The organism is Bradyrhizobium macuxiense, assembly GCF_001542415.1.
Lineage (GTDB): Bacteria > Pseudomonadota > Alphaproteobacteria > Rhizobiales > Xanthobacteraceae > Bradyrhizobium > Bradyrhizobium macuxiense.
On sequence record NZ_LNCU01000119.1, the window covers coordinates 7,622 to 33,982 of the forward strand.

The following is a 26,361-nucleotide window of genomic DNA, read 5'->3' on the forward strand; positions in this document are numbered from 1 at the left end:
GGCGCCGAACACCTGGCCCTCGGTCATGAAGCCGGCATCGACGAGGTTGTCGAGCACGACGTTGGCGCGGGCGCGCGCCGCCGGCAGGTTGATGTGCGGGGCGTATTTGGTCGGCGCCTTGAACAGGCCGGCGAGCATCGCCGCTTCCGCGAGGTTCACGTCGCGCACCGACTTGTTGAAGTAGAAGTGCGCCGCGCCGTCGACGCCGAAGGTGCCGCCGCCCATATAGGCGCGGTCGAGATAGAGCTTCAGGATCTCGTTCTTGGTGAGGCGCGTCTCGAGCCAGATCGCGAGGAAGGCTTCCTTCACCTTGCGCTCGATGGTGCGCTCGTTGTTCAGGAACAGGTTCTTGGCGAGCTGCTGGGTGATCGACGAACCGCCCTGGCGGACGCCGCCGGCCTGCGCGTTGGTGACGAGCGCGCGGGCGAGGCCGGGAACGTCGATGCCGAAATGGTCGTAGAAGCGGCGGTCTTCGGTCGCGAGCGTCGCCTTGATCAGATTGTCCGGAAAGTCCTCCAGCGGGATCGAGTCATTATGCTTGATGCCGCGGCTGCCGATCGGGTTGCCGTAGCGGTCGAGGAAGGTCACCGCGAGGTCGGATTTCTTCAGCCAGTCCTCGTCGGCGGTCTCACGGAAGGCGGGGATCGCGAGCGCCAGCATCAGCACCATGCCGGCGAGCCCGATGGTCGCGGCTTCCGACAGCGGCTCGATGAAGACCCAGCGCTTCCAGCGACCGACATAGAAGCGATCCATGAAGGTGGAATAGCGCTCGTAGAGCTCGCGCAACCCCTTGCCCGACGAGAACAGCGTCGAGTCGATGCGCGCATCGAGGTCCAGGAAGAAGTTCCGGACGTTCTGCTTCCAATGCGGCGGTAGGATCTGGCGCACCGGGGCCCTTGATCAGTTCGACAGCGCTGCAAGCGCCCCACGAGGGCACCGACGAGCGTCTTGCTTGGATGTTGCGGCAAACCCAAGGCGCTTTTGCGTCATTGGGGACTCGACGGCAGTTCTATCCGAGCGGCTGCCATAAACCAATGGCGCGGCTTGTGAATTTAATGAAAGGACTAACGCCGCCCACCGCCTTTTGCGACCCCGCAAAACCACCCCCTTGCGTAGGCTCCGGCGACACCCCAAGAAGAGCCGCATCGGCATTTTCAGGGAATCATGACCGCACCGCCCAAGCGCCCGTCCGACCAGGAGGGATTGTTCTGGAAAACCAAGACGTTGGAGGAGATGTCCAACGCCGAATGGGAAAGCCTGTGTGACGGCTGCGCACGCTGCTGCCTGGAGAAGCTCGAGGACGAGGACACGGGCAAGATCTACTTCACCCATATCTCCTGCAAGCTGCTCGATGCCGGGCTGTGCGCCTGCAAGGACTATCCGAACCGGTCCGACCAGGTTCCGGATTGCGTCCGCCTGACGCCCGAGAACGTTCGCACCCTGAACTGGCTGCCGCCGAGCTGCGCCTATCGCCTCGTGGCCGAGGGGCGGGACCTCTACTGGTGGCACCCGCTGGTCTCCGGCGATCCCAACACCGTTCATGAAGCCGGGGTCTCGGTGCGCGGCCGGGTGCAGGGCACCGAGATCGACGTCAACGATGCCGATCTCGAGGATCACATCGTGCGCTGGCCCGTGCTGCTGCCGAAGCGGGCGCGGCTGAAGAAGCGGCCCAGGATTCCGACCAAACCCGCATGCAAGACGTCCAAAGCGTGACGGCATCACGTCCGCTTCGATCACGTCATTGCGAAGATGTCCCCACGGGATGCACCCATGCGCCGGGGTGCCTGCCTCAGCAACGAATTGCTGCGTAAATTGCAGACGACAGAATGATTCCATCGCGGGCCCGGTCCGCGCAGCGATTATACGCCTCAAATGAACAAGTATGAACGGCAGAGCCGTTTTCCTGCCGACCAGCAGACATTGCCTGACGACATTGCCGAAGAGCTCTCCCATCTTCCGAGCGAGGTAATCGAACTCAGCGAAGCGCCGTCCATCGCGCCGCCGGTCGCGCTCAATCACGACGAAGTCCGCACCATCGTCATCAGCCTGATGCTGACGATGTTTCTTGCGGCGCTCGACCAGACCATCGTCGCCACCGCGCTGCCGACCATCGGCCGCCAGTTTCACGATGTCACCAATCTCTCCTGGGTCATCACCGCGTATCTGCTGGCGTCCACCGCCGTGGCGCCGGTGTTCGGCACCTTGAGCGACATCTATGGCCGCCGGGTCATGATCATCACCTCGCTGAGCCTGTTCGTGGTCGGCTCGGTGCTGTGCGCAATCGCGCCTGATATGACCACGCTGATCCTCGCCCGCGGCCTGCAAGGGCTCGGCGGCGGCGGCATCATGCCGGTCGTCCAGACCGTGATCTCCGACGTGGTGACCCCGCGCGAACGCGGCCGGTACCAGGCCTATTTCTCCAGCGTGTGGATGGCCGGCGGCATTCTCGGGCCGGTGGTCGGCGGCGTGTTCGCCGAACATCTGCACTGGTCGATGATCTTCTGGATCAACCTGCCGCTCGCGGCGGCTGCGCTCGCGCTGCTGCTGCCGAAGATGAGCAGGATCCCGGTGTTCCACCGCAAGCGTGAGGTCGACTGGCTCGGCGGCATCCTGCTGATGGCCTCGGCCGTCGTCTTCATGCTGGTGCTGACCTGGGGCGGCACCCGCTTCTCCTGGCTGTCGCCCACGATCACCGCGATGTTCGGCGCCTCGATCGCGCTCGCCGGCGCCTTCGTCTGGCATGCGCGCCGCGCCGATGAGCCGTTCCTGCCGCTGTCGCTGCTCGGCGGCTCGGTCGTGCCCTTCGCAATGGGCGCGGGCGGCTGCGCGCTCGGCGCCATGGTCGGCCTGACCGTGCACCTTCCGCTCTATTACGAGGTGGTATATCACCTCAGCGCCAGCGAGGCCGGCCTTGCGCTGATCCCGCTTGCCGCGATCTCGACCTGCGGCGCGGCGATCGCCGGACGCACCATGGCGAAGGCCAAGCACTACAAGCGCGTTGCGATCGTCGGCACCTCGGTCGCTGCGGTCGGCGCCGTCGTGATGGCCGTGACGACGTTGCCGCTGTGGGGCTTGCTGGTCGTGATGAGCGTGTTCGCGCTCGGGCTCGGCACCACATTCCCGGTCAGCGTCGTCTCGCTGCAGAACTCGGTGGCGCGCGCGCAGGTCGGCACCGTCACCGGCGCGATGAACTTCTTCCGCGCGCTGATGGCGTCGTTTACGGTTGCCGCTTTCGCGGCGATCCTGCTGATGACGCTGGGGCCCGACATCTCGCTTGCGGGCGAGCATCATGCCGCGGGTGCGGGCGTCGTGAGCGCGATCCCGATCGCCGACATGATCACCGCCTTCCGCTACGTGTTCGGGGCAGCTGCCGTGCTGCTCACCACCGCTTCCATCTGCATGATCACGATGGAAGAGCGCCCGCTCGCCGGCCCCGCCACGCGGCCGGCGGTCGAGATGGCGGAGTAGGGCGTTCGGGTCGTTAGCGAGTGCCATTCCGGGAAGCTCGGGATGGTTTCGTCACGGTGCCAAGCTCTTCGCTCGTCTTCTGTGCGTACCCTCTCCACGCGTCGTCCCTGCGAAAGCAGGGACCCATACTCCGCGGCGGAGGTTTTGGATGGGACTCGTTGTTCCAGCTTTGCTCAGCAATGACCATTTGTGGTTATGGATCCCTGCTTTCGCAGGGACGACAGCGAGTGTGTTGCACGGCCGGTGAGCCATAGTCCCGCATTCTCGCGGCACGATGTGTCCGAGGTTTGCTGCCATCTTCGCCGCTCTGAGAACAGAGGGCGCAGGGAAAGCCGGGTGCCGATCGCACCCATGGGCCCTGTGCAATGAAAAAAGCATAGGGGGTAGGACCACAGGTGTAACCGGAGCAATCCCGGCTTTCCCTGCGCAATGGTTTACGGCTTATACGTACTCTCCCCGGTGAGACTGGGCTCTTTTGTCACCGCCCTTTCAAGACGCAACAGCGCCTTGAAAGAGGACACCTGCCACTAGGGCGTCAGGCCTGCACGACTTCGCCGTCCGCTTCACGCGTGTTCGTCGACCACGCAATCCGCGTCCACCGCATCTCACCGCAACACTCGTGACGATCGCGACGCGCCCCTCAAGCGGGTGAGACGCACAATTCATACACCGAGTTGATCTTCTGATAAACAGAAATATTTTTCACGCAGCCTCTTGCGCCGTCGGGCAACTCAGTGCCAAGGGAGCGCCGTTTATTCCCTCATTTTTCGTCATCCGCAGTCCGCGCTGCAATTCCCTCGGGCAAACTTCGGGCGCGTTGCCTAGAGCGAGTGCAATCGTTAATGCCGCGAACCGCGACCCACTACTTTAGTTGTCGTTCCTGCATAGCGATCTGCATGCAGTTTCGCTTGCTGCACGTTTTGTCGCGGCTATAGTCGCGGCCCAAGAGCTGAAACCAGCCGACAAAAGAGGAGTGAAACAGAGTGAGCAGACCATCCCGCGTACCTTTTCGTGCAATGCAGCAACTCGCCGGAGTGGCAGCATTGGGGCTGGTCGCGGCGGCTCCCACCGGAGCGCTGGCCGCTGACACCCTCAAGATTGGCGTGATAGCCGAGGCGCAGGCGATCGCCGGCGCGTCGATCCCGCAGGCGGCTCAGATGGCCGCCGACGAGATCAACGCCAAGGGCGGCATCGACGGCCGCAAGATCGAGATCGTCAGCTACGACAACCACTCGTCCTCGGCGGATTCGGTGCGCGCATTTCAGCGCGCCGTCAACGAGGACAAGGTCAATGTGGTCATCTCGAGCTACATCAGTGAAGTGGTGCTCGCGCTCGAGCCGTGGGCCTCGCGCCTGAAGACGCCGTTCGTCACGCCCGGTGCGGCCTCCAACGAGATCAGCAAGAGCGTCCACGCCGACTACGAGAAGAACAAGTACACCTTCCACGGCTACCTGACCTCGGCGGCGTTGGCGCTGTCGGTCTGCGACGCCGCCAAGGATCTCCTGGTCGACCAGAAGCACATGAAGACCGCGGTCATCATGAGCGAGGACGCCGCCTGGACCAAGCCGCTCGACGTCGGCTACGAGGAGTGCCTGCCGAAGATCGGCCTCAAGGTCGTCGACCATATCCGCTTCTCGCCCGACACCACCGACTTCACGCCGATCTTCAACAAGATCGAAGGCTCCAAGCCCGACGTGATCATCACCGGCATCTCGCATGTCGGCGTGCAGCCGACGGTGCAGTGGAAGAACCAGCAGGTGCCGATCCCGATGTTCGGCATCTCCTCGCAGGCAACCAACGAGACCTTCGGCAAGGACACCAACGACGCCGCGGAAGGCGTGCTGTATCAGGGCGTGTCGGGGCCGAACGTTGCGGTGACGCCGAAGTCGGTGCCGTTCGCGGAAGGCTTCAAGGAACGTTACGGCAACTATCCGTCCTACGCCGGCTACACCGCCTATGACGAGGTCTATTACATCGCTGATGCCGTGAAGCGTGCCGGTTCGGTCGATGCCGACAAGATGGTCGCCGCGCTTGAGAAGACCGATTGGGAAGGCACGATCGGACGCGTCCAGTTCTACGGCAAGGACGATCCGTTCACCCACTCAATCAAGTATGGCAAGGGCCTGATCACCGGGCTGATGCTGCAGTGGCAGGGCGGCAAGCAAGTCGCGGTCTGGCCCAAGGAGGTCGCCAAGAGCGAGCTGAAGTTCCCTAGCTTCATCAAGGTGACTTCGAACTAGCCGACGATAACATGCTCCCGGGCCTTTCCCGGGAGCAGTTCACTCACGATGTCCTCCACAACAGGCAGCTCTGCTGCCGTGGCCAGTTATAGATGCTTGCGTTACAAATCCTGATCGATGGCTTTGCCATCAGTGCTCTCTACGCACTCGGCGCTACCGGCTTCACTCTGATCTTCGGTGTCTCGGGCGTTCTCAATCTCTCTCACGGAGCCATCATGGTGGCTGCGGCGGTTGCGGCCTGGGCCGCGGCCAGCGTGCTGCACCTCGACACCTATTCCGGCGCGCTGGTTGGCGTCGGCGTGGCCCTGATCGTGTCATTCGCGACCTATTTCGTGGTCGTGAAGCCGATCCAGAATTCCAGGCGGATTCCCAATGAGGAGAAGGAAATCTTCGTCCTCACCGGCACTTTGCTGTGGGGGATCATGATCCAGGAGCTGATTGCCTACTTCTTCACCAACAACGCCAAGACGGTGCTGCCGATCGTCGAGGGCGTCGTCGATATCTTCGGCAACCGCACGCCGCGCAACAATATCTTCACCGCGCTCGTCTGCTGCCTCGTGATCGGCCTGCTGTGGCTGCTGGTGAATCGCACCCGGACCGGCAAGGCGGTGCTGGCGGCCTCGATGAATCCGCGCGGCGTCACGCTGCTCGGGCTCGAGCTCACGCAGATTTATCTCGTGGTGTGGGCGATCTACGGCATCCTGGCCGGCATCGCCGGCGTGCTGCTCGGCATGTTCTTAGGGGTCAGCTCCTACAGTGTCGGGCCGCTGACCGCGAGCGCATTTTCGATCGTGGTGCTCGGCGGCCTCGGCAGCGTCTCGGGCTCGCTGATCGCGGCCTTCGTCGTCGGCTATCTCGAAACCATCACGGCTTACCTGGTCTCGCCGGCCTATCGCACCATCCCGGCGCTGCTGCTGCTCGTTATCGTGATGTATATCCGGCCTCAAGGCCTGTTGGGGAGGCGCTGACATGGCCGGGTTCTTCACGTCGCGCCTGTTCTTCATTTCGCTGGTCTGCGTGGTGGTCGCCGCCACGCTGCCGTTATACGTCTCGGGCTACGTCCTCGGACTTCTGACCGTCGCCTTCTATTTCGGCGTGTTCGCGATGGCCTGGGACCTGTTGTTCGGCTTCGCTGGCGAGGTCAATTTTGGTCCGACCTTCCTGATCGGCACCGGGGCTTATACCGCCGGCATCCTCAACAACCAGTTCGGCTGGTCGGTCTATCTCTGCATCCTGCTCGGCGCGCTGGCCTCGGTGGTCGCGGGTCTCGTGCTGGCGCTGCCGGCGCTGCGGGTGAGGGGACCGTATTTCGGCCTGACCACGCTGGTTGCGGTCCTGATGCTGCAGAACTTCGTCGTGGTGTTCGCCGATCTCACCGGCGGCGAGATCGGGCTCACCATTCCCGATGTCATCACCATCAACGCCGGTGCGAACTACTGGATCGCGCTCGGCTTCATGACAACAAGCGCGGCCATCCTGTACGGCCTGTCGCAATCGCCGATCGGGCTGGTGCTGCAGGCCAGCGGGCAGGACCCGGTGCAGGCCGGCGCGCTCGGCTTCAACATCGTCAAGCACAAGCTTGCGGCGTTCATCGTCAGCGCGTTCTTCTCGGGACTGTCGGGGGCGCTGCTGGTGTTCTACTTCGGCACCGCCTCGGTCGGCACCGTGGTTGACGTCGCCGTCGGCGTGAACGTGATCGTCTCTGCCGTGCTCGGTGGCCGGCGTACCGTGCTCGGTGCGGCGCTGGGCGCGATCTTCCTGATTGTTGCCGGCGAATTCCTGCGGCCGACCGGCGAGCTCGCGACCTTCATCGTCTCGGCGGTCGCATTGCTCGTCGTGCTGTTCTTCCCCGGCGGTTTCCTTGGAGCGGCCTTGTCACGCGAGGCGCGTTCGTAATGGATCAGACTGTGACCACTACTGCTCCCACGCTCACCGTCCGCGGCCTGACCAAGCGGTTCGGCGGCCTCACGGCCGTGAAGAACCTGAGCTTCGATCTGCGCCCCGGCGAGATCCTCGGTCTGATCGGGCCGAACGGCTCGGGCAAATCGACGGCGATGAAGAGCGTGATGGGCATCGAGCGTCCCACTGCGGGCGAGGTGATCTTCGAGGGCGAGAACGTCGCCGGCATGCCTTCGCACAAGATCGCGCGCAAGGGCTTCGGCATGGTGTTCCAGCACTCGCGGCCGCTGAACCGGCAGACCGTGCTCGAGAACATCATGGTCGCGCTGCTGCCCGACAGCCTGTTCATGCTGTTCCCCGACAAGGCGCTTATCGAGCGCGCCAAATGGATCGCCGATCGGGTCGGCCTCGGCGCGGTGATGGATCGCCGGCCGCCGACTTTGCCGTTCGCGGACCTGCGCCGTCTCGAGCTTGCGAAGGCAATTGCGCGCGATCCGAAGGTCGTGCTGGTCGACGAGCCCTTTGCCGGACTGACCAGCGCCGAGGTGGGCGGCTTCTCCCAGTTGATCCGCAGCTTCCGCGACGAGGGACGCGCGGTGATGCTGGTCGATCACAACGTCAAGAGTGTCGCCGCATTGGTCGACCGCGTGCTCGCGATGTATCTCGGCGAGGAGATCACGACCGGCCGCGCCGAGGACGTGATGAAGAACGAGACCGTGCGGCGCGTCTATCTCGGCGGCGCGATCGAAACCCACGCGCGGCCGGAGACCAGCTTCAAGGACAAGGTGCCGTTGCTGCAGGTCGATAATGTCAGCGTGCATTACGGCAAGGCGCAGGCGCTGGAGAACGTCTCGATCCACATCCATGAGGGCGAGTTCGTCTCCGTCGTCGGCCTCAACGGCGCCGGCAAGACCACGCTGTTCAACACCATCTCGGGCTTCCTGCCCTATACGGGCGACATCATCCGCGGTGGCGAGAAGCTGCGCGGCATGGGGCCGGCGAAGATCGCCCGCTCGGGGCTGGTGCAATGCCCGGAATCCCGCGAGCTGTTCGGCGAGATGACGGTGCGTGAAAACCTCGACCTCGGCGGCCAGCATCTCACCGACGATGCGCGGGCAAAGCAGCTCGCCTGGCTGTTCGAGCTGTTCCCGATCCTGAAAGAGCGGCAGGGTCAGATGGCGCAGACGCTCTCCGGCGGCGAGCAGCAGATGCTGGCGATCGGCCGCGCGCTGATGATGCAGCCGCAGATCCTGATCCTGGACGAGCCGACATTGGGCCTTGCCCCCGTCATCCTCGAGCTGCTGTCGAAGGCGCTGGAGAGGCTGCGCCAGACCACCAAGATCACGGTGCTGCTCGGCGAGCAGAACGTGACCTTCGCGCTTCCCCATGCCGACCGCGTCTATGTGCTGGAGCACGCGCGGATCGTGTGGGAAGGCGATCCCGGCCGGTTCGCCGCGGAGGCCGGCGCCGACTTTCTCTAGAGCATGATCCGGAAAAGTGTGAAGCGTTTTTCCGAAAAGATCATGCTCGAACAAGAAGCTAAAGCGCGATGGCGATTCAACCTGATCTCATCGTGCTTTGGAACCTCATTGACAAAAATAAAGCAAAGAAAGGGAGATCATACATGTCACGATATTCGGTCAGCGTTCGCGCGAGCCTGTTGCCGCTCGCCTCAGCGCTCGCGCTTTGCCTCGCGGCACCTGCCTATGCGCAGTCCAAGGATCCGATCAAGATCGGCGTGATCGCCGAGGTGCAGTCGATCGCGGGTGCGGCGACGCCGGGCGGCGCGCAGATCGCGGCCGACGAGATCAACGCCAAGGGCGGCGTGATGGGCCGCAAGATCGAGATCGTGACCTACGACAACAAGAGCTCGTCGGCGGATTCGGTACGCGCCTTCCAGCGCGCGGTCAGCGAGGACAAGGTCTCCGCCGTGATCGCGAGCTATATCAGCGAGGTGGTGCTGGCGCTCGAGCCGTGGGCAGCGCGGCTGAAGATGCCGCTGATCACGCCCGGCGCCGCGTCGAACGAGATCACCAAGGCCATTCACAAGGACTACGAGAAGAACAAGTACACGTTCCACGGCTACCTGACCTCGGCGGCGCAGGCGCAGCTCGTCTGCGACGCCGCCAAGGACCTCCTGGTCGACCAGCTCAAGTTCAAGTCCGCGGCGATCATGAGCGAGGATGCGGCCTGGACCAAGCCGCTCGACGAGGGTTATGAGGCCTGCCTGCCGAAGGCCGGCCTGAAGGTGGTCGAGCATATCCGCTTCTCGCCCGACACCACCGACTTCACGCCGATCTTCAACAAGATGGAAGCCGCAAAGCCCGACGTGATCGTGACCGGCATCTCCCATGTCGGTGTGCAGCCGACGGTGCAGTGGAAGAACCAGCAGGTGCCGATCCCGATGTTCGGCATCAGCGCGCAGGCGCTGAGCCCGACATTCTGGGGCGATACCAACGGCGCGGCCGAGGGCGTGCCGTCGCTCGCGGTGGCGACACCCGACGTCGCGGTGACGTCAAAGACCAAGCCGTTCGCGGCGGCCTTCAAGGCGAAGTACGGCACGCCGCCGGCCTACACCGGCTACACCGCCTATGACGAAGTCTACATCATCGCGGAAGCGATCCAGCGCGCCGGCTCGACCGATCCGGACAACATGGTCGCCGAGCTCGAGAAGACCGACTTCGAAGGCACGATCGGCAAGATCCAGTTCTACGGCAAGAACGACGAGTTCACCCACGGCATCAAGTCAGGTCCCGGTGCAGTGACCGGCCTCGTCTTCCAGTGGCAGAGCGGCAAGCAGATCACGGTCTGGCCGAAGGCGATCGCCGAGGGCAAGCTGAAGTTTCCGGATTTCGTGAAACTGTCGCAGTAGCGGGGACCATGCGCGGCGTGCTCCGCTTCACCTGGCCCCGCGTGCGGGGAGAGGTCGGATCGCATCGCAAGATGCGATCCGGGTGAGGGGGAGTCTCCACGAGCGCATCTATCGCCGTATACGCGGAGGCAGCCCTTCACCCCAACCCTCTCCCCGCAAGAGCGGGGCGAGGGAGCCTACCACCGTTCCGGCCGACTTCACGTCCCCGGCCGCGACACCTCGGTCTCCTTGCTGGTGATGAACTCCAGCAGCACCGGCACGCCTTCCTTCGTCTTCTGGATGCCGCGCTTGATCGCTGGGATGATGTCTTCCGGCTTGGTCACGCGCTCGCCATAGCCGCCGAAGGCGCGCGCCATCGCGGCGTAGTCGCCGGAGATGTCGGTCGAGCGATATTTCTCGGTCGAGATCGGCATCACCTTCAACTCGATCGCCATCGAGAAATTGTTGAGCAGGATCGACATGATCGGGATGCGCTCGCGCACCGCGGTCTCGAAATCCATGCCGGTGAAGCCGATCGCGGCGTCGCCCCAGACATTGATGCAGAGCTTGTCGGGTTTTGCCAGCTTGGCGCCCATCGCGAGCCCCAGGCCGTAGCCGAGCTGCGTGGTCTTGCCCCAGCCGATATAGGACAGCGGCTCGACTGACTTCCAGAACGGCGAGAGCTGGTCGCGCGGGCTGCCGGCGTCGTGGGTGATGATGGTGTTGTGGATGTCGACGGTGTGCTGCAGGTCCCACAGCACGCGGTAGGGATTGAGCGGGGCCGCGTTGTGGGTGAGCTTCGGCATCCACTTCGCGAGCCATTCCTTGTGGCTTGCGGCAATCTCCGCGGCGACCGCGCCGGCATCGCGGTCCGAGGTCACGGTCTTGCCGATCTCCGCGAGCAGCGCGTCGAGCACGAGACCGGCGTCGCCGACGAGGCCGATCTTGGCCTCGACATCCTTGTTGATGTGGTTCGGATCGAGCGTCGAATGGATGATGGTCTTGCCCTTCGGCATCGCGATCCCGAACGACGTCTCGGTGAAGGAGCAGCCGATGCCGAAGATCACGTCGGCTTCCCCTAGGAATTTCGGCACCGCGCGCGGCACGGCGAGGCCGCCGGAGCCGAGCGACAGCGGATGCGTCTCGGGGAAGGACGATTTGCCGCCGAGGCTTGACGTGACGGGGATCGCGAGCCGCTCGGCGAGCCGCTTCAGCTGCGGCCAGGCCTTGGCATAGTGCACGCCCTGGCCGGCATAGATCACCGGGCGCTTGGCGTTGACGAGCAGGGCGGCCGCCTCCCTGATGTGAACAGGATCGGCGCCGTAGCGCGTGCGCAGCACCGGCGTGTAGTTCAGGGGCTCCGGCACCTCCTCGTTCCACATGTCGGCGGGGATCTCGACGATGACAGGCCCGCCGCGGCCGTTCTTCAGCTTGGTGAAGGCGCGGCGGAAGATGTTGCAGACCTCCGCGGCGATGTTGATCGGCTCGGACGATTTCGAAAACGCCTTCATCGCCTGGCTTGAGTTGAAGTTCGGGTCGATATTGGCGAGCCTGCGCGCATAGCCCATCGGCAGCACCAGAACCGGCACGGACTCGCCGTAGCACTGCGCGACGCCGCCCATTGCGTTCTCGGCGCCGGGGCCGTGCTGCATGCAGAAGGCGCCGATCCGCTCGCCGGAGGTGACGCGGGAGATCGCGTCCGCCATGTGCACGCCGATGCGCTCCTGGCGCACCATCACCGGGCGGATGTCGGCATTTGCCGCGTATTCGATCAGGTGGTTGACCGGATAGCCCGTGAGGATCTCGATACCCTCGCGCTTCATGATTTCCGCGATCGCGGTGCCGAGCTTCATGACGGTCTCTCCCTTCGAATGTGGCCGGTTTCATCCGGCCTCGTTGTCGTCCCGTGCCATAAAGGAACAGGATTCTCCGGGCTGGTAAAGCGCGCCCCGCGCCCACGCCGGGTAGTCCTGATATGCGTTTGCGGGTAATGGCGGTCGCAGGCGGCTTCCGGTCGATGGAGTGATGCAAGCCGAACTGGTCGCGAAATTCCGTGCAACCTTTAAGCGATCGTTCATCCTGTCTGTCAATCCACCGTCAACCATTGTGGCATAGTGTAGCTGGCGTATTTTGACGGCGCGGGAGACTATCCGCGGGTGCCGACAGGAGTTTTCAATGCGTTCGTTGCTGGCAAGATTTTTGCGCAATGAGGCCGGAGCGACGGCGATCGAATACGCAATGATCGCGGGCGGTATCAGCATCGTGATCGTCGCCGCCGTCGGTGGCATCGGCGCCAATCTGAGCAGCCGCTTCGTGGCGATGAGCACCGCGCTGAAGTAACACTGCAAGCGGCTTCAGTTGCCGCCGTCTCCGTTCAATGCGCGCAGCATCGCGATCCGCGCGAACATCAGCCAGCCGCCGCCGGTTTCCGCCCCGTTGATCAAATGCTCGACGGCGACCTGCCAGCGCGTCTCCTGCTGGGCATCTTCGGGCAGTTTCATGATGTAGTCGGCGGCCTGCTGCAGCGTCACGAGGCTGCCGCCCCGGCGCAGCGTGATCGGCTCGTCGAAGGGCGTCGACCACGGCATGTCAGGCGCTGCGGATCGGGATCATCTGGCTGGTGCGGCGAACGCCCGATCAGCCGGCCTTCTTCGACCGCGCCGTGCCTTGCGCGCGCACCGGCTTCTCCGCCTTCTTCGGCTCGGGCTTGGCGACTTCCTTCGGTTCGCGCTTGCCGCTGCCAGAGATCGGCAGCAGCATCTCGCGCTGGCCCTCGATGCGCTTCTTCGGCTTCTTGCCCTTTGCCTTGGCGGCAGGGGGAGCCTGCTTCTCGTTGGCGAGGCTCTTCTTCAGCGCGTCCATCAGGTTGATGACGTTGCCGCCGGATTTCTGCGCCGGCTTCTCGACCTTGATGCCGTTGCGCTTCTGGTTGATCAGGTCGATCAGCGCCTGCTCGTAGCGATCCTCGAACTCTTCCGGATCGAAGTCGGCGGACTTCTGCTCGACGATATGCTTGGCGAGGTCGAGCATGTCCTTGGTGATCTTCACATCCTGGATGTCGTCGAAATATTCCTTCTCGCTGCGCACCTCGTAGGGGTAGCGCAGCAACGTCCCCATCAGCCCGTTGTCGAGCGGCTCGAGCGCGATGATATGTTCGCGGTTGGTCAGGACCACGCGGCCAATCGCGACCTTGTTGAGGCTGCGGATGGTCTCGCGGATCACCGCGAAGGCGTCATGGCCGACCTTGCCGTCGGGAACGAGATAATAGGGCCGGATCAGATAGCGGCTGTCGATCTCGCTCCGCGGCACGAATTCGTCGATCTCGATGGTGCGGGTGGACTCCAGCGCAATGTCGTCGAGCTCGTCCTTGGTGATTTCGATGTAAGTCTCGGTGTCGACCTTGTAGCCCTTCATGATGTCGTCGGAGGACACTTCCTCACCGGTCTCCGCGTCGACCTTGGCGTATTTGATCCGGTGGCCGGTCTTGCGGTTGATCTGGTTGAAGGAGACCTTTTCGGTGTCCGACGTCGCCGGGTACAGCGCAACCGGGCAGGTCACAAGCGAAAGGCGCAGGAAGCCTTTCCAATTGGCGCGAGGGGCCATGGGAAACTCCGATTACGCAACCGACGAAAGCGTAACGATACCATTTGCGGTCCCGGTTTGAAACGCCGCGACCTGCTGAATCTCCGAACGCCGTTAACCAGGGTTTCGGCGCCGGTTGCCTTGCCGGTTTGAGCCCTGCGCGATTGGCTCGGAACATCGCTTTGCATCATGCGTTGGCTTGTCCGAAGGGGCAGCAATCGTCGGACATTACAGGCACTTAAGCAGAGAGATTGCCATGGCAACAGAACGACACGGCCAGATCGTCGAAACCTCGACCGAAGCGCGCCAGGCCGAGGCGGGCCCTTCGGTTCTTGCGCTTCTGACGGCCTCGACGGGGCTTGCGGTGTTGATCCTTGGCGCCATCTGGTTCGCGTTCTTCCGCGTGTAGTGTCCGTTTGGTCGATTGCTGGTCCAATGGCCGAGCGCCTTACGGGGCTGGAACCTTGAGCTCCGGCGCTTCGAGGGAGGGCTGGTCATCTCCCATGCGAACACGATCGCGCGATCGTGCCGCGTTGCGTTTGGCATGAAGCGCATCCAGTGCGCCTCGTCGAGATACCGGAAATCTTACCTTGCCGGAACCGTAAAGCCCTGGGTGCGTGTTTGCCGCCGCGCCGAGAGAGCGTGAGAGACCCGGCCCTCGGATTCAGTGAGCATTCCCTCGAAATAGGCGATCGTTCGTGCAAGGCCTTGACGGAGCGGGGTCTGTGGCGTCCATCCGAGCAAGGCATTGGCGCGCGAAATGTCAGGCTGGCGTTGCCGTGGATCGTCCTGCGGAAGCGGGCGATGGACGATTTTCGAGCGAGATCCGGTCAGTTCGATCGTCAGTTCCGCGAGTTCGCGCATTGTCATCTCGTGGGGATTCCCGAGATTCAAGGGGCCGGTGACCTCATCGGGCGACTGCATCAGGCGCACCAGGCCATCGATCAGATCGTCGACGTAGCAGAAGGCTCGGCTTTGCAGGCCGTCGCCATAAATTGTGATGTCGTTCCCGCGCAGCGCCTGGACGATGAAATTCGAAACCACGCGACCGTCGTTCGGATGCATGCGCGGTCCATAGGTATTGAAGATGCGCGCAACCTTGATCGGCATGCCATGTTGGCGCCGATAATCGAAGAACAGGGTTTCGGCGCAGCGCTTTCCCTCGTCGTAGCATGACCGAGGCCCGATCGGGTTGACGTTGCCCCAATACTCTTCTGTTTGAGGATGCGTCGTGGGATCGCCATAAATCTCGGAGGTCGAGGCCTGCAGGATCTTCACTCGGAGCCGCTTGGCCAGCCCGAGCATGTTGATAGCGCCGATCACACTGGTCTTGGTGGTCTGAACCGGATCGTGCTGGTAATGCACGGGCGAAGCCGGGCAGGCCAGATTGTAGATCTGGTCGACTTCGACATAGAGCGGGAACGTCACGTCATGACGCAGCAGCTCGAAGCGGTGATGATCGAGAAGATGCTCGACGTTGCTTCGTGTCCCGGTGAAGAAATTGTCGACGCAAAGGACTTCCGCGCCGTTTGCAAGCAGGCGCTCGCAGAGGTGCGAGCCAAGAAACCCCGAGCCGCCAGTCACTAGGATCCGTTCGGCCAGACTGTAAGGCATGACCTTCCCCTACATTGCTACAGTTGATCCGGGCAGCGTTTCGCAAAACCTACCGGATATTCCCGCTCTGAACCGAACTATGTCGACTGCTCAACCCAGTTCAACGTCTCGACTGTCGACGCCTGATCATGTGAGGAATGCGAAGAACGTGTCAAAGTTAAGGTTAGTTTGTCGCGTGGCCGCGAGGATGTGAAATTGGAACTTGCTGAACGTCTGCCGCATCGCGCCTGCGGTTGCGCGTGTCGTATGCGTACGTGCGACTAAAATGAGCTCGCTCCACACCTTCGATGCAGGGTGAAGCGGCAGCGAGCCTAGTTGACGCGCTTCCGATCTGGTGACGCCGGATCGGCAAGTCCCCGCCGTTTGGCGTCGTAGCCGGAGTCCTGGATCGACTGCCACCACGGCTTGTTCGCCAGATACCAGCGGACGGTCTTGTCGAGCCCGCTGTCGAAATTTTCCTGCGCGGTCCAGCCAAGCTCGCGTTCCAGTTTCGACGCATCGATCGCGTAGCGGCGATCATGGCCGGGGCGATCGGTTACGAACGTGATCAGCCGCTTGCGTTCGCCATGATTTGACGGTTGCAGCCGGTCGAGCAGCAGACAAAGATTTTCGACGACGTCGAGATTGGTGCGTTCGTTGCGGCCACCGACATTGTAGGTCTCGCCGACCTTGCCATGCTGGAGGATCGTGTGCAGCGCGCGGGCATGGTCCTCGACATAGAGCCAGTCGCGTACATTGCAGCCGTCGCCATAGACCGGAAGGGGCTCCTCGGTGAGCGCCTTGATGATCATGTGCGGAATCAGCTTCTCCGGAAACTGATACGGCCCGTAATTGTTCGAGCAGTTCGAGATCAGGCAAGGCAGTTCGTAGGTTTCGCACCAGGCGCGGACCAGATGATCCGACGCGGCCTTGCTTGCGGAGTAGGGCGAGTTCGGTGCGTAGGGGCTCCGCTCGGTGAAGGCGCCGTCCGGGCCGAGCGAGCCGAACACCTCGTCGGTCGAAACGTGCAGCAGCCGGAACGAGTTGCGCTCCGACGGCGTCAAGGCGCGCCAATGGCGGAGCGTCTCCTGCAGCAGCGTGAACGTGCCGGTGATGTTGGTCTTGATAAAATCCTGAGGACCGTCGATCGAGCGGTCGACGTGGCTCTCGGCCGCCAGATGGATCACGCCTTGCGGCCTGTATTGCACGAACAGCGCGCGCAGCGCGTCGCCGTCGCAGATATCGGTCGTGGCAAGCGCATAGCGGGCCGATTGCCCCGCCGCCTGCGGAATCGAATCCAGGCTCGATGCATAGGTCAGCTTGTCGATGTTGACGATCGAAACGCCGGTAGTGTCGAGCAAATGCCTGATGACAGCGGAGCCGATGAAGCCGGCGCCCCCGGTCACGAAGATGGTTGATCGGTTCTGGCTCATGCCTGAAACATACGGTGGCTAGCGCTGCGACTTTGTGAAGCTGTGGTACACCGAGAGCAGATATTCGCCGTAGCTGCTCCTCGCCGAGCGCTGCGCGAGGCTGTGGAACTGCTCGAGTGTGATATTTCCCATCCGCAGCGCAATCTCCTCGATGCACGCAATCCGTAAGCCCTGCCGCTGTTCGAGAATCTGGACGAAATGGCTGGCCTCGACCAGCGACGAATGCGTGCCGGTATCGAGCCAGGCGAAGCCGCGGTGAAGCATCTCGACGGCGAGTTCGCCGCGTTCCATGTAGGCGCGATTGATATCGGTGATCTCGAGCTCGCCCCGCGCCGACGGCTTCATCGAGGCCGCGATGTCGAGGACCGCGTTGTCGTAGAAATAGAGGCCGGTCACCGCGACATCCGACTTCGGCTGCGCCGGCTTTTCCTCGATCGAGATAGGTCGTCCCCGCGAATCCAGCTCGACGACGCCATAACTTTGCGGTGCACCGACCGTGTAGCCGAAGATCGTCGCGCCGCTGGTCCTGGTGCCGGCTCGCTTCAGCTTGTCGGCCAGCCCGTGACCGTAGAAGATATTGTCGCCGAGGATCAGTGCGACATTGTCGCCGCCGACGAAATCGCGTCCGACCAGGAAGGCGTCGGCGAGACCCCGCGGCTGCTGCTGGATCGCGTAGGAGAATCTGAGTCCGATGTCGTGGCCGTTACCGAGCAGCCGTTGGAAGAGGTGCTGATCGTCCGGCGTGTTGATGATCAGGATATCCTTGATCCCCGCGAGCATCAGCGTCGATAAGGGATAATAGATCATCGGCTTGTCGAAGACCGGTAATAACTGCTTGGAGACCACCGTCGTCACCGGATAGAGCCGTGTGCCGGTTCCGCCCGCAAGAATAATCCCCTTCATCGCACCTACGCCCCGCCAGATCTGAGGGTTGCCCGCCCAAGCTCTAGCACAGATTTTGTCCGTGGTACGGGGCAGTCGGCCGAATTTGTCGCGCCTGTGCAGGGACTTGCGGGAGCCTCGACCCGATCCGGCGAACACGCCGTGCCGATTGTGTCCGACGGCGCGGCGTGGTGCGAAGCGCCCATCCCGAAACGGCCTTCGCGCAAATGTCGCGAAACGAAAAAAAGCACCGCTGCGGGCCAGGTTGTTGCGCAATTAGAATACAACTTAGCTGCGCGCGCAATTGTGAATGCGCAATCGCCCTGCATGTGCACGGTGCCGGGTGATCATACGATGCCACGTCATGAGATTATCGAATTTGACGAGTAGGTCTATTCGTCAAGTGCGGGGCGAGCCGGATATATGCTTTATAGATTCAAATTTCCTGTGCTCACGCAGTTGAAAGAGAAAAGCGTTGTCGGCGTCTTCGTCGGATTGGTCCTGTTGGCGATGACGGGATGGATCTATCTGCTGAGCACGATGTTCCTGAAATTTGCGCTGTGGTTTTTCTCGTGAAGGAGCAGGAACTGCGTGCGCGTGCTTGATCAATTCTACATCGTTGGGCTGCACAAAAAATTCAGCAGATGAACAATCTTTCGGCGCGCTGAATCATGATGTGGTCACAACTTCGGACTGTAGATACGAAGCAGGTGAATTGGGACGACGGACATGCTTGGTGGTCTGATCTTGTTGATGACGTTCTCTGCAGGCTTTCTCGCCGGATACGCGATGCGCGCCCGGCGATCGCACAAGCGACGCATGCACACGTCCGACAGATCAAGGCCGCCTTCCACGACATTCGGTCACGCTCGCCGGGCATTCTAGCCATGCCGGTGCTTGTGCAGTCGCGGGCTTCTTCGATCGCAGAGCGAGTTCATGTCGAAAGCGGGCTCAGGTAAGATGACTGATCTCGGGAATAATTCGCCGCGTCGCTACTTCATCGATGAAGATGGCCGGCGCGTCCTGATCGGTCTTACCTTCGAGGAGACCTTTGAATTCGAGCGCCTCGATCACCAGTCGAGCCTGCATGGCACGGGACATGTACTGTGGGACGCGGGCGGCCGACCGGGGAGCCAGCCGGCGCAGCGTTGGCTCGAACTGTACAACAAGCACGATCGTGCCTGGTTGCAATGGAGAGAGAACACGCGTAACGCGCGCGGTCGCGATTTACCCTTTCTTAACTAAGACAGGGCGATTTTGGATAGGATCGTCTCCTGATTGCGTCTGAATCGGACAAACGCGGATGTTTCAGCTGTTCTTGCGCTCCCGGGCGCAAAACTACATCAAGAGCCGCCTGGGTGACGACGGGTTCAGGGCGCGCTCGCCGGAGCGCGACGCCGAGACCGACCGGGCCCGGATCGATTCGATCATGGCTGCGATCGAGACCGCGTTGCATGCGGCCGAAAGCGAGCAGTCCGGCCTGAGCCGCCGGGTCGACGACGTGCTGGCGCGCGCTGCCGTGACATTCGGCAACGGCACCGACGAATATCTGGAGCGCGAAGAGCTCGACAATCACCATCAGGACCTGTTCACGACCGAGATCGCCAACGGGCAGCGCCGGCTGAAGGAGCTCGCGAGCGAGATCGCTCATTTCAAGTTCATGAAAGCAGCGGTGCTGAGCCGCTTTCCGAACTACAAGGCCCCGGTCGTCGGCTAACGGCAAGCCATCGCTTTTCCCAAGTGACGCGGTGATCCTTGTCCTGGTTCTTGGGGCCGATCACGGCCCTTCATGCTTGATTCTCCACGCAATATCGATAGGAATGGCGTCCGTTTGGGCGAACTGGGCTTCGACCCCGGTGAAATCAGCGCCCCGAGGCGCATCGCCTGTTCGCCCCCAAGCGATATCATCCGGGCGCGAGGGCCTCCGGCAGCATTAGTGGGAAGTCGATTGTGACCAATTTGCTAGTGACAGGTTGTGCGGGCTTCATCGGCTTTCACCTTGCGCAGCGCCTGCTGGATGACGGCAAGTCGGTCGTCGGTATCGACAATCTCAATGATTATTACGATCCGGCGCTGAAGCTGGCGCGGCTCGATCAACTCAAAGCGCGTCCCAATTTCACCTTCCAGAAGCTCGATCTGGCCGATCGAGCAGGAATGCAGGCGCTGTTTGCGCAGAATCGCTTTCCGGCCGTGGTGCACCTGGCCGCCCAGGCCGGCGTACGTTACTCGCTGCAGAATCCACACGCTTATGCCGATTCCAATCTGGAAGGCTTCGTCAACGTGCTGGAGGGCTGCCGCAGAAACGACTGCCGGCATCTCGTGTTCGCGTCGTCGTCGTCGGTCTATGGCGCCAACACCAAGATGCCGTTCTCGGTGCACGACAATGTCGACCATCCGGTGAGCCTGTATGCGGCGACCAAGAAGGCCAACGAGCTGCTGGCGCATTCCTACAGCCATCTCTATGGGCTCCCGGCCACCGGTCTTCGCTTCTTCACGGTGTATGGGCCATGGTATCGGCCGGACATGGCGCTCTATCTGTTCGCCAAGGCGATCACGACGGGCCAGCCGATCAACCTGTTCAATCACGGCAAGATGCGCCGCGATTTCACCTATATCGATGATGTCGTCGAAGCAATCGTCCGGATCACCGATCGCGTGCCGCAAGGCGACCCGAGCTGGTCCGGCGCAGCGCCGGATCCGAGCACAAGCAAGGCGCCGTGGCGCATCTACAATGTCGGCAATAGCAAGCCGGAAGACCTGATGCATGTGGTGGCGCTGCTCGAGAAGGGGTTCGGTCGGGTCGCGCAGAAGAACCTGTTGCCGATGCAGCCGGGCGACGTGCTCGAGACGTTTGCCGACGTCGATGACCTCGTGCGCGACGTCGGCTTCCGGCCGCGGGTCGCGATCGAGCAGGGGATCGAGACATTCGTCGCCTGGTATCGCGCCTATTATCGCGTCTGACGACGGTGCTCGGAAACCCCTGATCATTACCGGCGTTGCGCCTGTTCTGGTTGCAAGCTGACGGCGAAGGGCCGGAAGGCGGTCGGCAATAGTTTTCGATCTGCCGCGAAGCGTGAGTTCCATCTGGAGCTCTCGCTCTTCAATTACAGATCAAGGTGTGCCGATGATCGGGTGGCGACCGCTCTTGTGTCGAGAATTGCGCCAGCTTTCGCCGCGTTTCGGTCGCAAGACGTCACATTTGGCGCTCAACGGAACTGCGAACCACCAGCGGTGCCTCCCGGTCGATGACCAGCGCGGGGCCGACCATGTGCTTGAGCACGGCGCCGATCAAATATCCGACCTGCAGGCAGCCGGCGAACACGGCGGTGATAGACAGCGCCTCTCCCAGGGACAGCCACTGTCCGATCGAGAGCGCGACGACGAGCAGCACGCCCAGGAACAGAACCGGCAGGAGAATGAAAAACCTGAACCGGATGCCCATGGCCAAACCAAACAAAAGACAGCAAATCGCCAATGTAATCACATTCGTTACTCCTCAGCGCCGCATTCGCTAACGATCGCGAGCTAAGATTGGTTTAAGCGCCGCGATCGAATTGTTCTGACGTCAAGGTTGTGTGCGGAACGAGCCACGTGTCCGGGAAAAGGAATCAACGGACTTGTTTTGTGCGCGCTGCTGCGAGCAGCGGTGCGTTGCTCAAGGAAGTCTCAGCTGCGTGACGTCAAGTCGTGCAATCAGTCGCTTCGTTGCGCAAATGCTGATGGCGCAGAGGTTCCACACGCGTTGAACAATCGCGCATCACGAATTGATTGTTCGTGCATCATGCGGTGATCGAAGTGCACGTCATATTTTTGCAATGCGAAAAACGAAATTGATTTTCTTGATGCGGTGCCACAATATCGCTTCGTTTAGTAAACAACTTCCGCTGGCGTTCGCGCGAACCCGAACTTCCCAGGCAAGCTTTTGGCGTTAGATCGTTTCGCAGTGTTCGAGTCTTCCCTGCGACATTTGTTGGCTTTGTCCATTTTCTTTCACGCGGCGCGCGGCCGTTGAAGCGATGATGAGGTTCGAGATGTCTGCAACAACGTATGGCTCCGATGGACTCCGCATACTGACGTCGAACCGCGGCACGTCATTGCAGAGACCGTTTCAGCTTTTCGTCATCGGCGGCGACTTCCTGCTCATCCTGCTCAGCTACATGGCGGCGAGCGCGCTCTATCGCGAGTTCATGAACTCGCCGACCGATCCGGACAATTCGCTCGGCGCCGGCCTGATCGTCGGCATCGTGTTCGTCGTGGCCGCTTATTTTCAGGGCGCCTATGACAACCACCGGTTGCTTAATACGCTTTGGCAATCACGCAAGGTCGTGTTCACCTGGCTGTTCGCGCTGACGACGCTGGCCGTCGCGGCGTTCCTGCTCAAGTCGACCGCGAACCTGTCTCGCGGCACGATCATCCTGTTCACGGTGATCGGGGCGGTCGGGCTCGTCACCCACCGTGTGATGTGGCGCTATTGTCTGTCGTCATCATTCGCCAAGGAGCGGCTGATCGACCGCAAGGTCATCCTGCTCAGCCTGCGTTCGCTCGATTTCACGTCGAATCGTTTCAAGGATCTTCGCAAGCACGGTTTCGACGTTGTGCGCCATTTCGTGCTCAGCGTCGGTCCGGATCAGGACGACGCGGCCTGGAGCGAGCAGATTTCCGATGTCATCCGGCAATCGCGCGCCGCCGACGTCGACGAATATCTGGTAGCGATCGACTGGAATGAGCTGCCGATGCTGCAGAAGCTGAGCCAGCATCTCCGGGTGGTTCCGCAGCCGATCCGCCTGTTGCCGGATTTTCCGATCGCCGACCTCGTATCGCGGCCGTTCCTGCCGGTCAGCGGGACCGTCGCGATTGAAATCCAGCGGCCGCCGCTGTCCGTGTTCGAGCGTGTCCAGAAGCGCTGCCTCGACGTCGGGCTCGCGTCCTTTGCGCTGCTGATGCTGGCGCCGCTGATCCTGACAGCCGCGCTGCTCGTCAAGCTCGATACTGCCGGTCCGATCATCTTCCGGCAGTCGCGCCGCGGTTTCAATGGCAAGCCGTTCCAGATCTGGAAATTCCGCAGCATGACCGTGACCGAGAACGGCTCCGCCGTCACGCAGGCCACCAAGCAGGACAAGCGAGTGACGCGGGTCGGGCGCTTCCTGCGCAAGACCAGTATCGACGAGTTGCCGCAGCTCTGGAACGTGCTGCGCGGGGAGATGTCGCTGGTCGGGCCGCGTCCGCACGCGCTGGCTCACGACAATTACTATGATCAGCTGATCAGCAAATACGTCTATCGGCACCACATGAAGCCCGGCCTGACCGGCTGGGCCCAGGTCAACGGCTTCCGCGGCGAGACCCCGACAATCGATCTGATGGAAAAGCGCGTCGAGTACGATGTCTGGTATGTGAGCAACTGGAGCATCTGGCTCGATATCCGCATCATCATCCGGACCGCGACCGCGCTGATGTACCAGGAAGCCTATTGAGGCCATCGCCATGCTGCTTCGGCGAGGGCCGGGATGCCCTTGCCGCGAGCGGCGGCCTTAGACGGCGAGCATGCTGGTGCCCTGGATTGTCAACAGGGTGAGATTGCCGGTCGCAAAGGCGCCGGTGTCGATGTTCGCGCGGTTTTGCAGCAGCTCTGGCGTCTGCACCGGCGTGTGGCCGTGCACGATGTATTTGCCGAAGTTCTGCTTGCTTTGCAGGAATTCCTCGCGGATCCAGAGCAGGTCCGTCTCCTGCTGCTCGGCAAGCGCCACGCCGGGGCGGACGCCGGCGTGAACGAAGAAGAAGTCGCCGCAGACGAACGTCAGGCGCAACTTGTCGAGAAACTCCAGATGCTGGCGCGGCATCGCGCGCGCCAGATCCCGCACCAGGGCGTGGCGCTCCTCTTCGCCCGGAGCGGAGGAGGGCGCCAATCCATAGGACATCATGGTGTACAGTCCGCCGACGTGGAGCCATTCGGGCAGCAGCGACGGATTGCGCAGGACGTTGCCGAGAAACACTTCGTGGTTTCCCTTCAGGAAGACCGTGTTGCCGCGGCGGCTTCGGTTGATCAGGATATCGAGGGTCGCTCGCGAGTCCGGGCCACGATCGACGTAGTCGCCCATGTACACTTCGATGGCATAGCGCGGACGGCTACGTGCAACGTCGGCGTCGATCACCCGCAGCATCTGCTTCAGCAAATGAGCGCAGCCGTGAATATCCGACATCGCGTAGATCCGTACCCCCTCCGGCAGCCTCGGCCTGTGCTTCGACGGATGAGATCGGCGCGGTGACAACATCTGACGGCGGGGACTCTCGCTAAAGGATCGGAACATGTTAGCTCTGATGCGCCCTTGCCGCGAGCGCGGTCTCGCAAATCAAGCGCGGAAGCGATCGAGACGCGACATCGTGGGAGTGGACGCGCTCAGACCAACTCGAGCGGTGCGACGTGAAATTCGCATACGCGCGCCTGCACGCTTGGCCGAGCAGGCACAAGCCGTCGTTGAAGAGGTCGAGGCGCAAGCCAAGCTTGGCATGATTTCGATCGTCATCCTATTGCGTTATGCCCGCCGAGCGTCTGAGTTCCGCATGCGACCTTGACCTGCATAGTCTTACTAGGGAGTCAGCGCAAGCGCCCGCAGGTCGCAGATTGTCGCTGCTTGCAGCACGGAGTCCCATGCGCGTTGGTGCGTGGAGCTTTGTGCCGCGCCGCATTTCGGGCGTTGTACAGATCGTTCGAAATTTGGCGAGTTTGCGACCGATCGTGCGACTTGGCTCGTTGTCTGAACTGATCATCTGCACTGTGTTGCCCTGCACAAAAATTTGAGAGGGCGAACGATTGTCCGAGGCGGGAATTATGGTGACGTCGTAACCCGGAAATGAAAATATCGATGAGCTGCACCGGACATCAAACATGATTCCAGTCTTGATCTTGGTGGCGTCTTTCCTGCTCGGATTCGCCCTTGGTTACGCGACGCGCGCGCAGCGCTCGCGCAAGCGTCGTGCGCACCACACGATGTATGGGCGCTATATGTCCTCGCAAAGCGGTTCGGGCTTTCCGGGGCCGTGGCGCGCATCGACCCACAGCCAACCGCTCGTCCGCCGTTCGGAAGAATTGGAGCGCGGGATGTCGCGTGACGCCTGGGAATTGTCTCAATCGCGTCCGTAGGCCATCGGCACCCGGCGCCTTCAATCAAGCAGCATTGCTCGCGCCTGGACGCCGGTATGGACGACCGCGACGCCGGCGATAGCGTCGCTCTCCCCGACTGATGCACGCGCCGTTGGATTCGGCCTAGCATTACAGTTGTGTTTTCTGAGAGTTTCTGAATCCATGGGCAACCATGATTCGAAGATTGTGGGCGCAGGCAGCGTCAGTTGAAGAGACGCTTGCGTTGTGGGCTGCGTCGCTTCGGGAGGTTAAGAAGCGGATACGTCCGCTGTTCGGGCAAGAACGTGTTGCGAGGAACGCGGGCCTGTTTCTGGAAGGTCTGCTCGGTGATGAGCAACGCAAGACCGGTTGGATGCGCGCGGAGGCCGCTGGCGATCCTGGTCCTTGGCGGCAACAGGCGATCTTGGGTCGCAGCGATTGGGATGCCGATGCCTTGCGCGATATTGTCCGCGACTATGTGATGGAGCATTTGGCAGACGACGATGCGGTCCTCGTCATCGACGAGACCGGCTTTCTCAAACAGGGGAAGGCGTCGTGCGGCGTGGCGCGGCAATACACCGGTTCGGCAGGCAAGATTACGAACTGCCAGATCGGCGTGTTCGCTACCTACGTTTCGCGTCATGGCCATGCGTTCATCGATCGCGCATTATATCTTCCGAAGGAATGGACCGACGATCCAGATCGCCTGGAAGCCACATACGTGCCTGCCGACGTCGGTTTTGCGACCAAGCCAAAGCTTGCGACGAGAATGATCGCACGGGCGATAGCGGCGTCTGTCCCATTCAACTGGGTTGCCGGCGATACCGTTTACGGTGTTGGCGACCTCGAACAGCAATTGCGTCGGGCCGGCAAGGGCTACGTGCTTGGGGTCAACAGCGCTCATGTATTCCGATCCTGGGGCAAGCGACCGCCGGTCGCCGGGACGGCTGCGGAACTCGCCCGGACGCGACGCCCATCCGACTGGAAGCGCCTGTCGGCCGGTGCCGGAACCAAAGGACCGCGGCTGCACGATTGGTGTTATCTCGAACTAGCCGATCTCGATGCCGAAGAATTCAACAGCGTCGATCAAGGTCTTTGGACACGCGGTCTGCTGATCCGGCGTCGTATCGCTGATGATGACCTCGCCTTCTTCTCGACCTGGTGCCCGGCAGGAACATCAATTGAAACGCTGGTCGCGGTCGAAGGCCATCGATGGGCGATCGAAGACAGCTTTGAAACTGCGAAAAACGAATTCGGGCTCGATCACAACGAGAGCAGATCCTGGCATGGCTGGCA

23 protein-coding genes and 1 pseudogene are annotated in these 26,361 nt (G+C 62.0%); 15 read left to right on the top strand and 9 right to left on the bottom strand.

Annotated features, from left to right (window positions below; translation table 11 throughout):
- Positions 1-888: pseudogene (locus AS156_RS45390) on the bottom strand (transglycosylase domain-containing protein); the annotation flags it as partial.
- A gap of 276 nt (positions 889-1,164) precedes the next feature.
- On the opposite strand from AS156_RS45390, the gene AS156_RS36650 reads away from it, so the two are divergent.
- The 7 genes from AS156_RS36650 to AS156_RS36680 all read left to right on the top strand — a co-directional run bounded on the left by AS156_RS36650 (position 1,165) and on the right by AS156_RS36680 (position 10,479).
- On the top strand, positions 1,165-1,713 hold the full coding sequence (locus tag AS156_RS36650; RefSeq protein WP_066514684.1) for a YcgN family cysteine cluster protein: 549 nt from the start codon (positions 1,165-1,167) through the stop codon (positions 1,711-1,713).
- Positions 1,714-1,872: 159 nt separating this feature from the next.
- The gene (locus AS156_RS36655; protein WP_066514686.1) at positions 1,873-3,468 is read left to right on the top strand and encodes an MDR family MFS transporter; all 1,596 of its coding nucleotides are present in this window, start codon (positions 1,873-1,875) and stop codon (positions 3,466-3,468) included.
- A gap of 1,016 nt (positions 3,469-4,484) precedes the next feature.
- Positions 4,485-5,708: an ABC transporter substrate-binding protein gene (locus tag AS156_RS36660; protein ID WP_066514688.1), complete on the top strand. Its 1,224-nt coding sequence runs from the start codon at positions 4,485-4,487 to the stop codon at positions 5,706-5,708.
- Positions 5,709-5,800: 92 nt separating this feature from the next.
- On the top strand, positions 5,801-6,676 hold the full coding sequence (locus tag AS156_RS36665) for a branched-chain amino acid ABC transporter permease (RefSeq protein WP_066514690.1): 876 nt from the start codon (positions 5,801-5,803) through the stop codon (positions 6,674-6,676).
- 1 nt (position 6,677) lies between these two features.
- Positions 6,678-7,604 (top strand): branched-chain amino acid ABC transporter permease, encoded by a 927-nt coding sequence (locus tag AS156_RS36670; RefSeq protein WP_066514692.1) that lies wholly within the window; start codon positions 6,678-6,680, stop codon positions 7,602-7,604.
- Positions 7,604-9,088: an ATP-binding cassette domain-containing protein gene (locus tag AS156_RS36675; protein ID WP_066514694.1), complete on the top strand. Its 1,485-nt coding sequence runs from the start codon at positions 7,604-7,606 to the stop codon at positions 9,086-9,088. The genes AS156_RS36670 and AS156_RS36675 overlap by 1 nt, the downstream gene beginning before the upstream one ends.
- Positions 9,089-9,231: 143 nt before the next feature.
- Positions 9,232-10,479 (top strand): ABC transporter substrate-binding protein, encoded by a 1,248-nt coding sequence (locus AS156_RS36680; RefSeq protein ID WP_066514696.1) that lies wholly within the window; start codon positions 9,232-9,234, stop codon positions 10,477-10,479.
- Between the two features lie 197 nt (positions 10,480-10,676).
- Here the strand turns inward: AS156_RS36680 and AS156_RS36685 are convergent, their stop codons facing one another.
- Positions 10,677-12,311, bottom strand: a complete 1,635-nt coding sequence (locus tag AS156_RS36685) for a thiamine pyrophosphate-requiring protein (RefSeq protein WP_066514699.1) — start codon at positions 12,309-12,311, stop codon at positions 10,677-10,679.
- Positions 12,312-12,633: 322 nt separating this feature from the next.
- On the opposite strand from AS156_RS36685, the gene AS156_RS36690 reads away from it, so the two are divergent.
- Positions 12,634-12,798, top strand: coding sequence for a Flp family type IVb pilin (locus AS156_RS36690; protein ID WP_066514701.1), 165 nt, complete (start codon positions 12,634-12,636; stop codon positions 12,796-12,798).
- 14 nt (positions 12,799-12,812) lie between these two features.
- Here AS156_RS36690 and AS156_RS36695 read toward each other — a convergent pair whose 3' ends face one another.
- Together AS156_RS36695 and ku are read right to left on the bottom strand one after the other, a co-directional pair.
- A complete protein-coding gene (locus AS156_RS36695) occupies positions 12,813-13,046 on the bottom strand; it encodes a hypothetical protein (protein ID WP_066514708.1) in 234 nt (77 codons plus the stop codon).
- Between the two features lie 49 nt (positions 13,047-13,095).
- Positions 13,096-14,061, bottom strand: coding sequence for a non-homologous end joining protein Ku (ku, locus tag AS156_RS36700; RefSeq protein ID WP_066514711.1), 966 nt, complete (start codon positions 14,059-14,061; stop codon positions 13,096-13,098).
- A gap of 235 nt (positions 14,062-14,296) precedes the next feature.
- Between ku and AS156_RS43630 the strand changes: the two genes are divergently transcribed.
- Entirely contained in the window at positions 14,297-14,449 is a 153-nt protein-coding gene (locus tag AS156_RS43630; RefSeq protein ID WP_201456171.1) for a hypothetical protein, read from the top strand.
- Between the two features lie 176 nt (positions 14,450-14,625).
- Here AS156_RS43630 and AS156_RS36705 read toward each other — a convergent pair whose 3' ends face one another.
- From AS156_RS36705 to rfbA, 3 genes are all read right to left on the bottom strand, one after another.
- Positions 14,626-15,654, bottom strand: coding sequence for a UDP-glucuronic acid decarboxylase family protein (locus AS156_RS36705; protein WP_066514713.1), 1,029 nt, complete (start codon positions 15,652-15,654; stop codon positions 14,626-14,628).
- Positions 15,655-15,965: 311 nt separating this feature from the next.
- Complete coding sequence (gene rfbB, locus AS156_RS36710) at positions 15,966-17,066, bottom strand: dTDP-glucose 4,6-dehydratase (RefSeq protein ID WP_066514714.1); 1,101 nt, start codon at positions 17,064-17,066, stop codon at positions 15,966-15,968.
- 18 nt (positions 17,067-17,084) lie between these two features.
- Positions 17,085-17,969: a glucose-1-phosphate thymidylyltransferase RfbA gene (gene rfbA, locus AS156_RS36715; protein WP_066514716.1), complete on the bottom strand. Its 885-nt coding sequence runs from the start codon at positions 17,967-17,969 to the stop codon at positions 17,085-17,087.
- Between the two features lie 402 nt (positions 17,970-18,371).
- Here rfbA and AS156_RS43635 point away from each other — a divergent pair, with 402 nt between their 5' ends.
- The 4 genes from AS156_RS43635 to AS156_RS36730 all read left to right on the top strand — a co-directional run bounded on the left by AS156_RS43635 (position 18,372) and on the right by AS156_RS36730 (position 20,909).
- Positions 18,372-18,524: a hypothetical protein gene (locus AS156_RS43635; RefSeq protein ID WP_201456172.1), complete on the top strand. Its 153-nt coding sequence runs from the start codon at positions 18,372-18,374 to the stop codon at positions 18,522-18,524.
- Positions 18,525-18,884: 360 nt separating this feature from the next.
- Positions 18,885-19,193, top strand: a complete 309-nt coding sequence (locus AS156_RS41565) for a hypothetical protein (protein WP_082747944.1) — start codon at positions 18,885-18,887, stop codon at positions 19,191-19,193.
- Between the two features lie 58 nt (positions 19,194-19,251).
- Complete coding sequence (locus tag AS156_RS36725) at positions 19,252-19,665, top strand: hypothetical protein (protein ID WP_066514721.1); 414 nt, start codon at positions 19,252-19,254, stop codon at positions 19,663-19,665.
- A gap of 230 nt (positions 19,666-19,895) precedes the next feature.
- On the top strand, positions 19,896-20,909 hold the full coding sequence (locus AS156_RS36730) for an NAD-dependent epimerase (RefSeq protein ID WP_430641838.1): 1,014 nt from the start codon (positions 19,896-19,898) through the stop codon (positions 20,907-20,909).
- Between the two features lie 232 nt (positions 20,910-21,141).
- On the opposite strand, the gene AS156_RS36735 is transcribed toward AS156_RS36730, so the two are convergent.
- Entirely contained in the window at positions 21,142-21,432 is a 291-nt protein-coding gene (locus tag AS156_RS36735; protein WP_136626615.1) for a hypothetical protein, read from the bottom strand.
- A 547-nt stretch (positions 21,433-21,979) separates the two neighbouring features.
- On the opposite strand from AS156_RS36735, the gene AS156_RS36740 reads away from it, so the two are divergent.
- Positions 21,980-23,419: an undecaprenyl-phosphate glucose phosphotransferase gene (locus AS156_RS36740; protein ID WP_066514729.1), complete on the top strand. Its 1,440-nt coding sequence runs from the start codon at positions 21,980-21,982 to the stop codon at positions 23,417-23,419.
- 57 nt (positions 23,420-23,476) lie between these two features.
- Here AS156_RS36740 and AS156_RS36745 read toward each other — a convergent pair whose 3' ends face one another.
- Positions 23,477-24,217 carry a metallophosphoesterase family protein gene (locus tag AS156_RS36745; RefSeq protein WP_066514727.1) on the bottom strand — a complete coding sequence of 247 codons (741 nt, stop codon included), beginning with the start codon at positions 24,215-24,217 and terminating at the stop codon, positions 23,477-23,479.
- 1,041 nt (positions 24,218-25,258) lie between these two features.
- Here AS156_RS36745 and AS156_RS36750 point away from each other — a divergent pair.
- Positions 25,259-26,361: IS701 family transposase (locus tag AS156_RS36750; RefSeq protein ID WP_066500704.1), on the top strand; the 1,103-nt coding region annotated here is incomplete at its 3' end.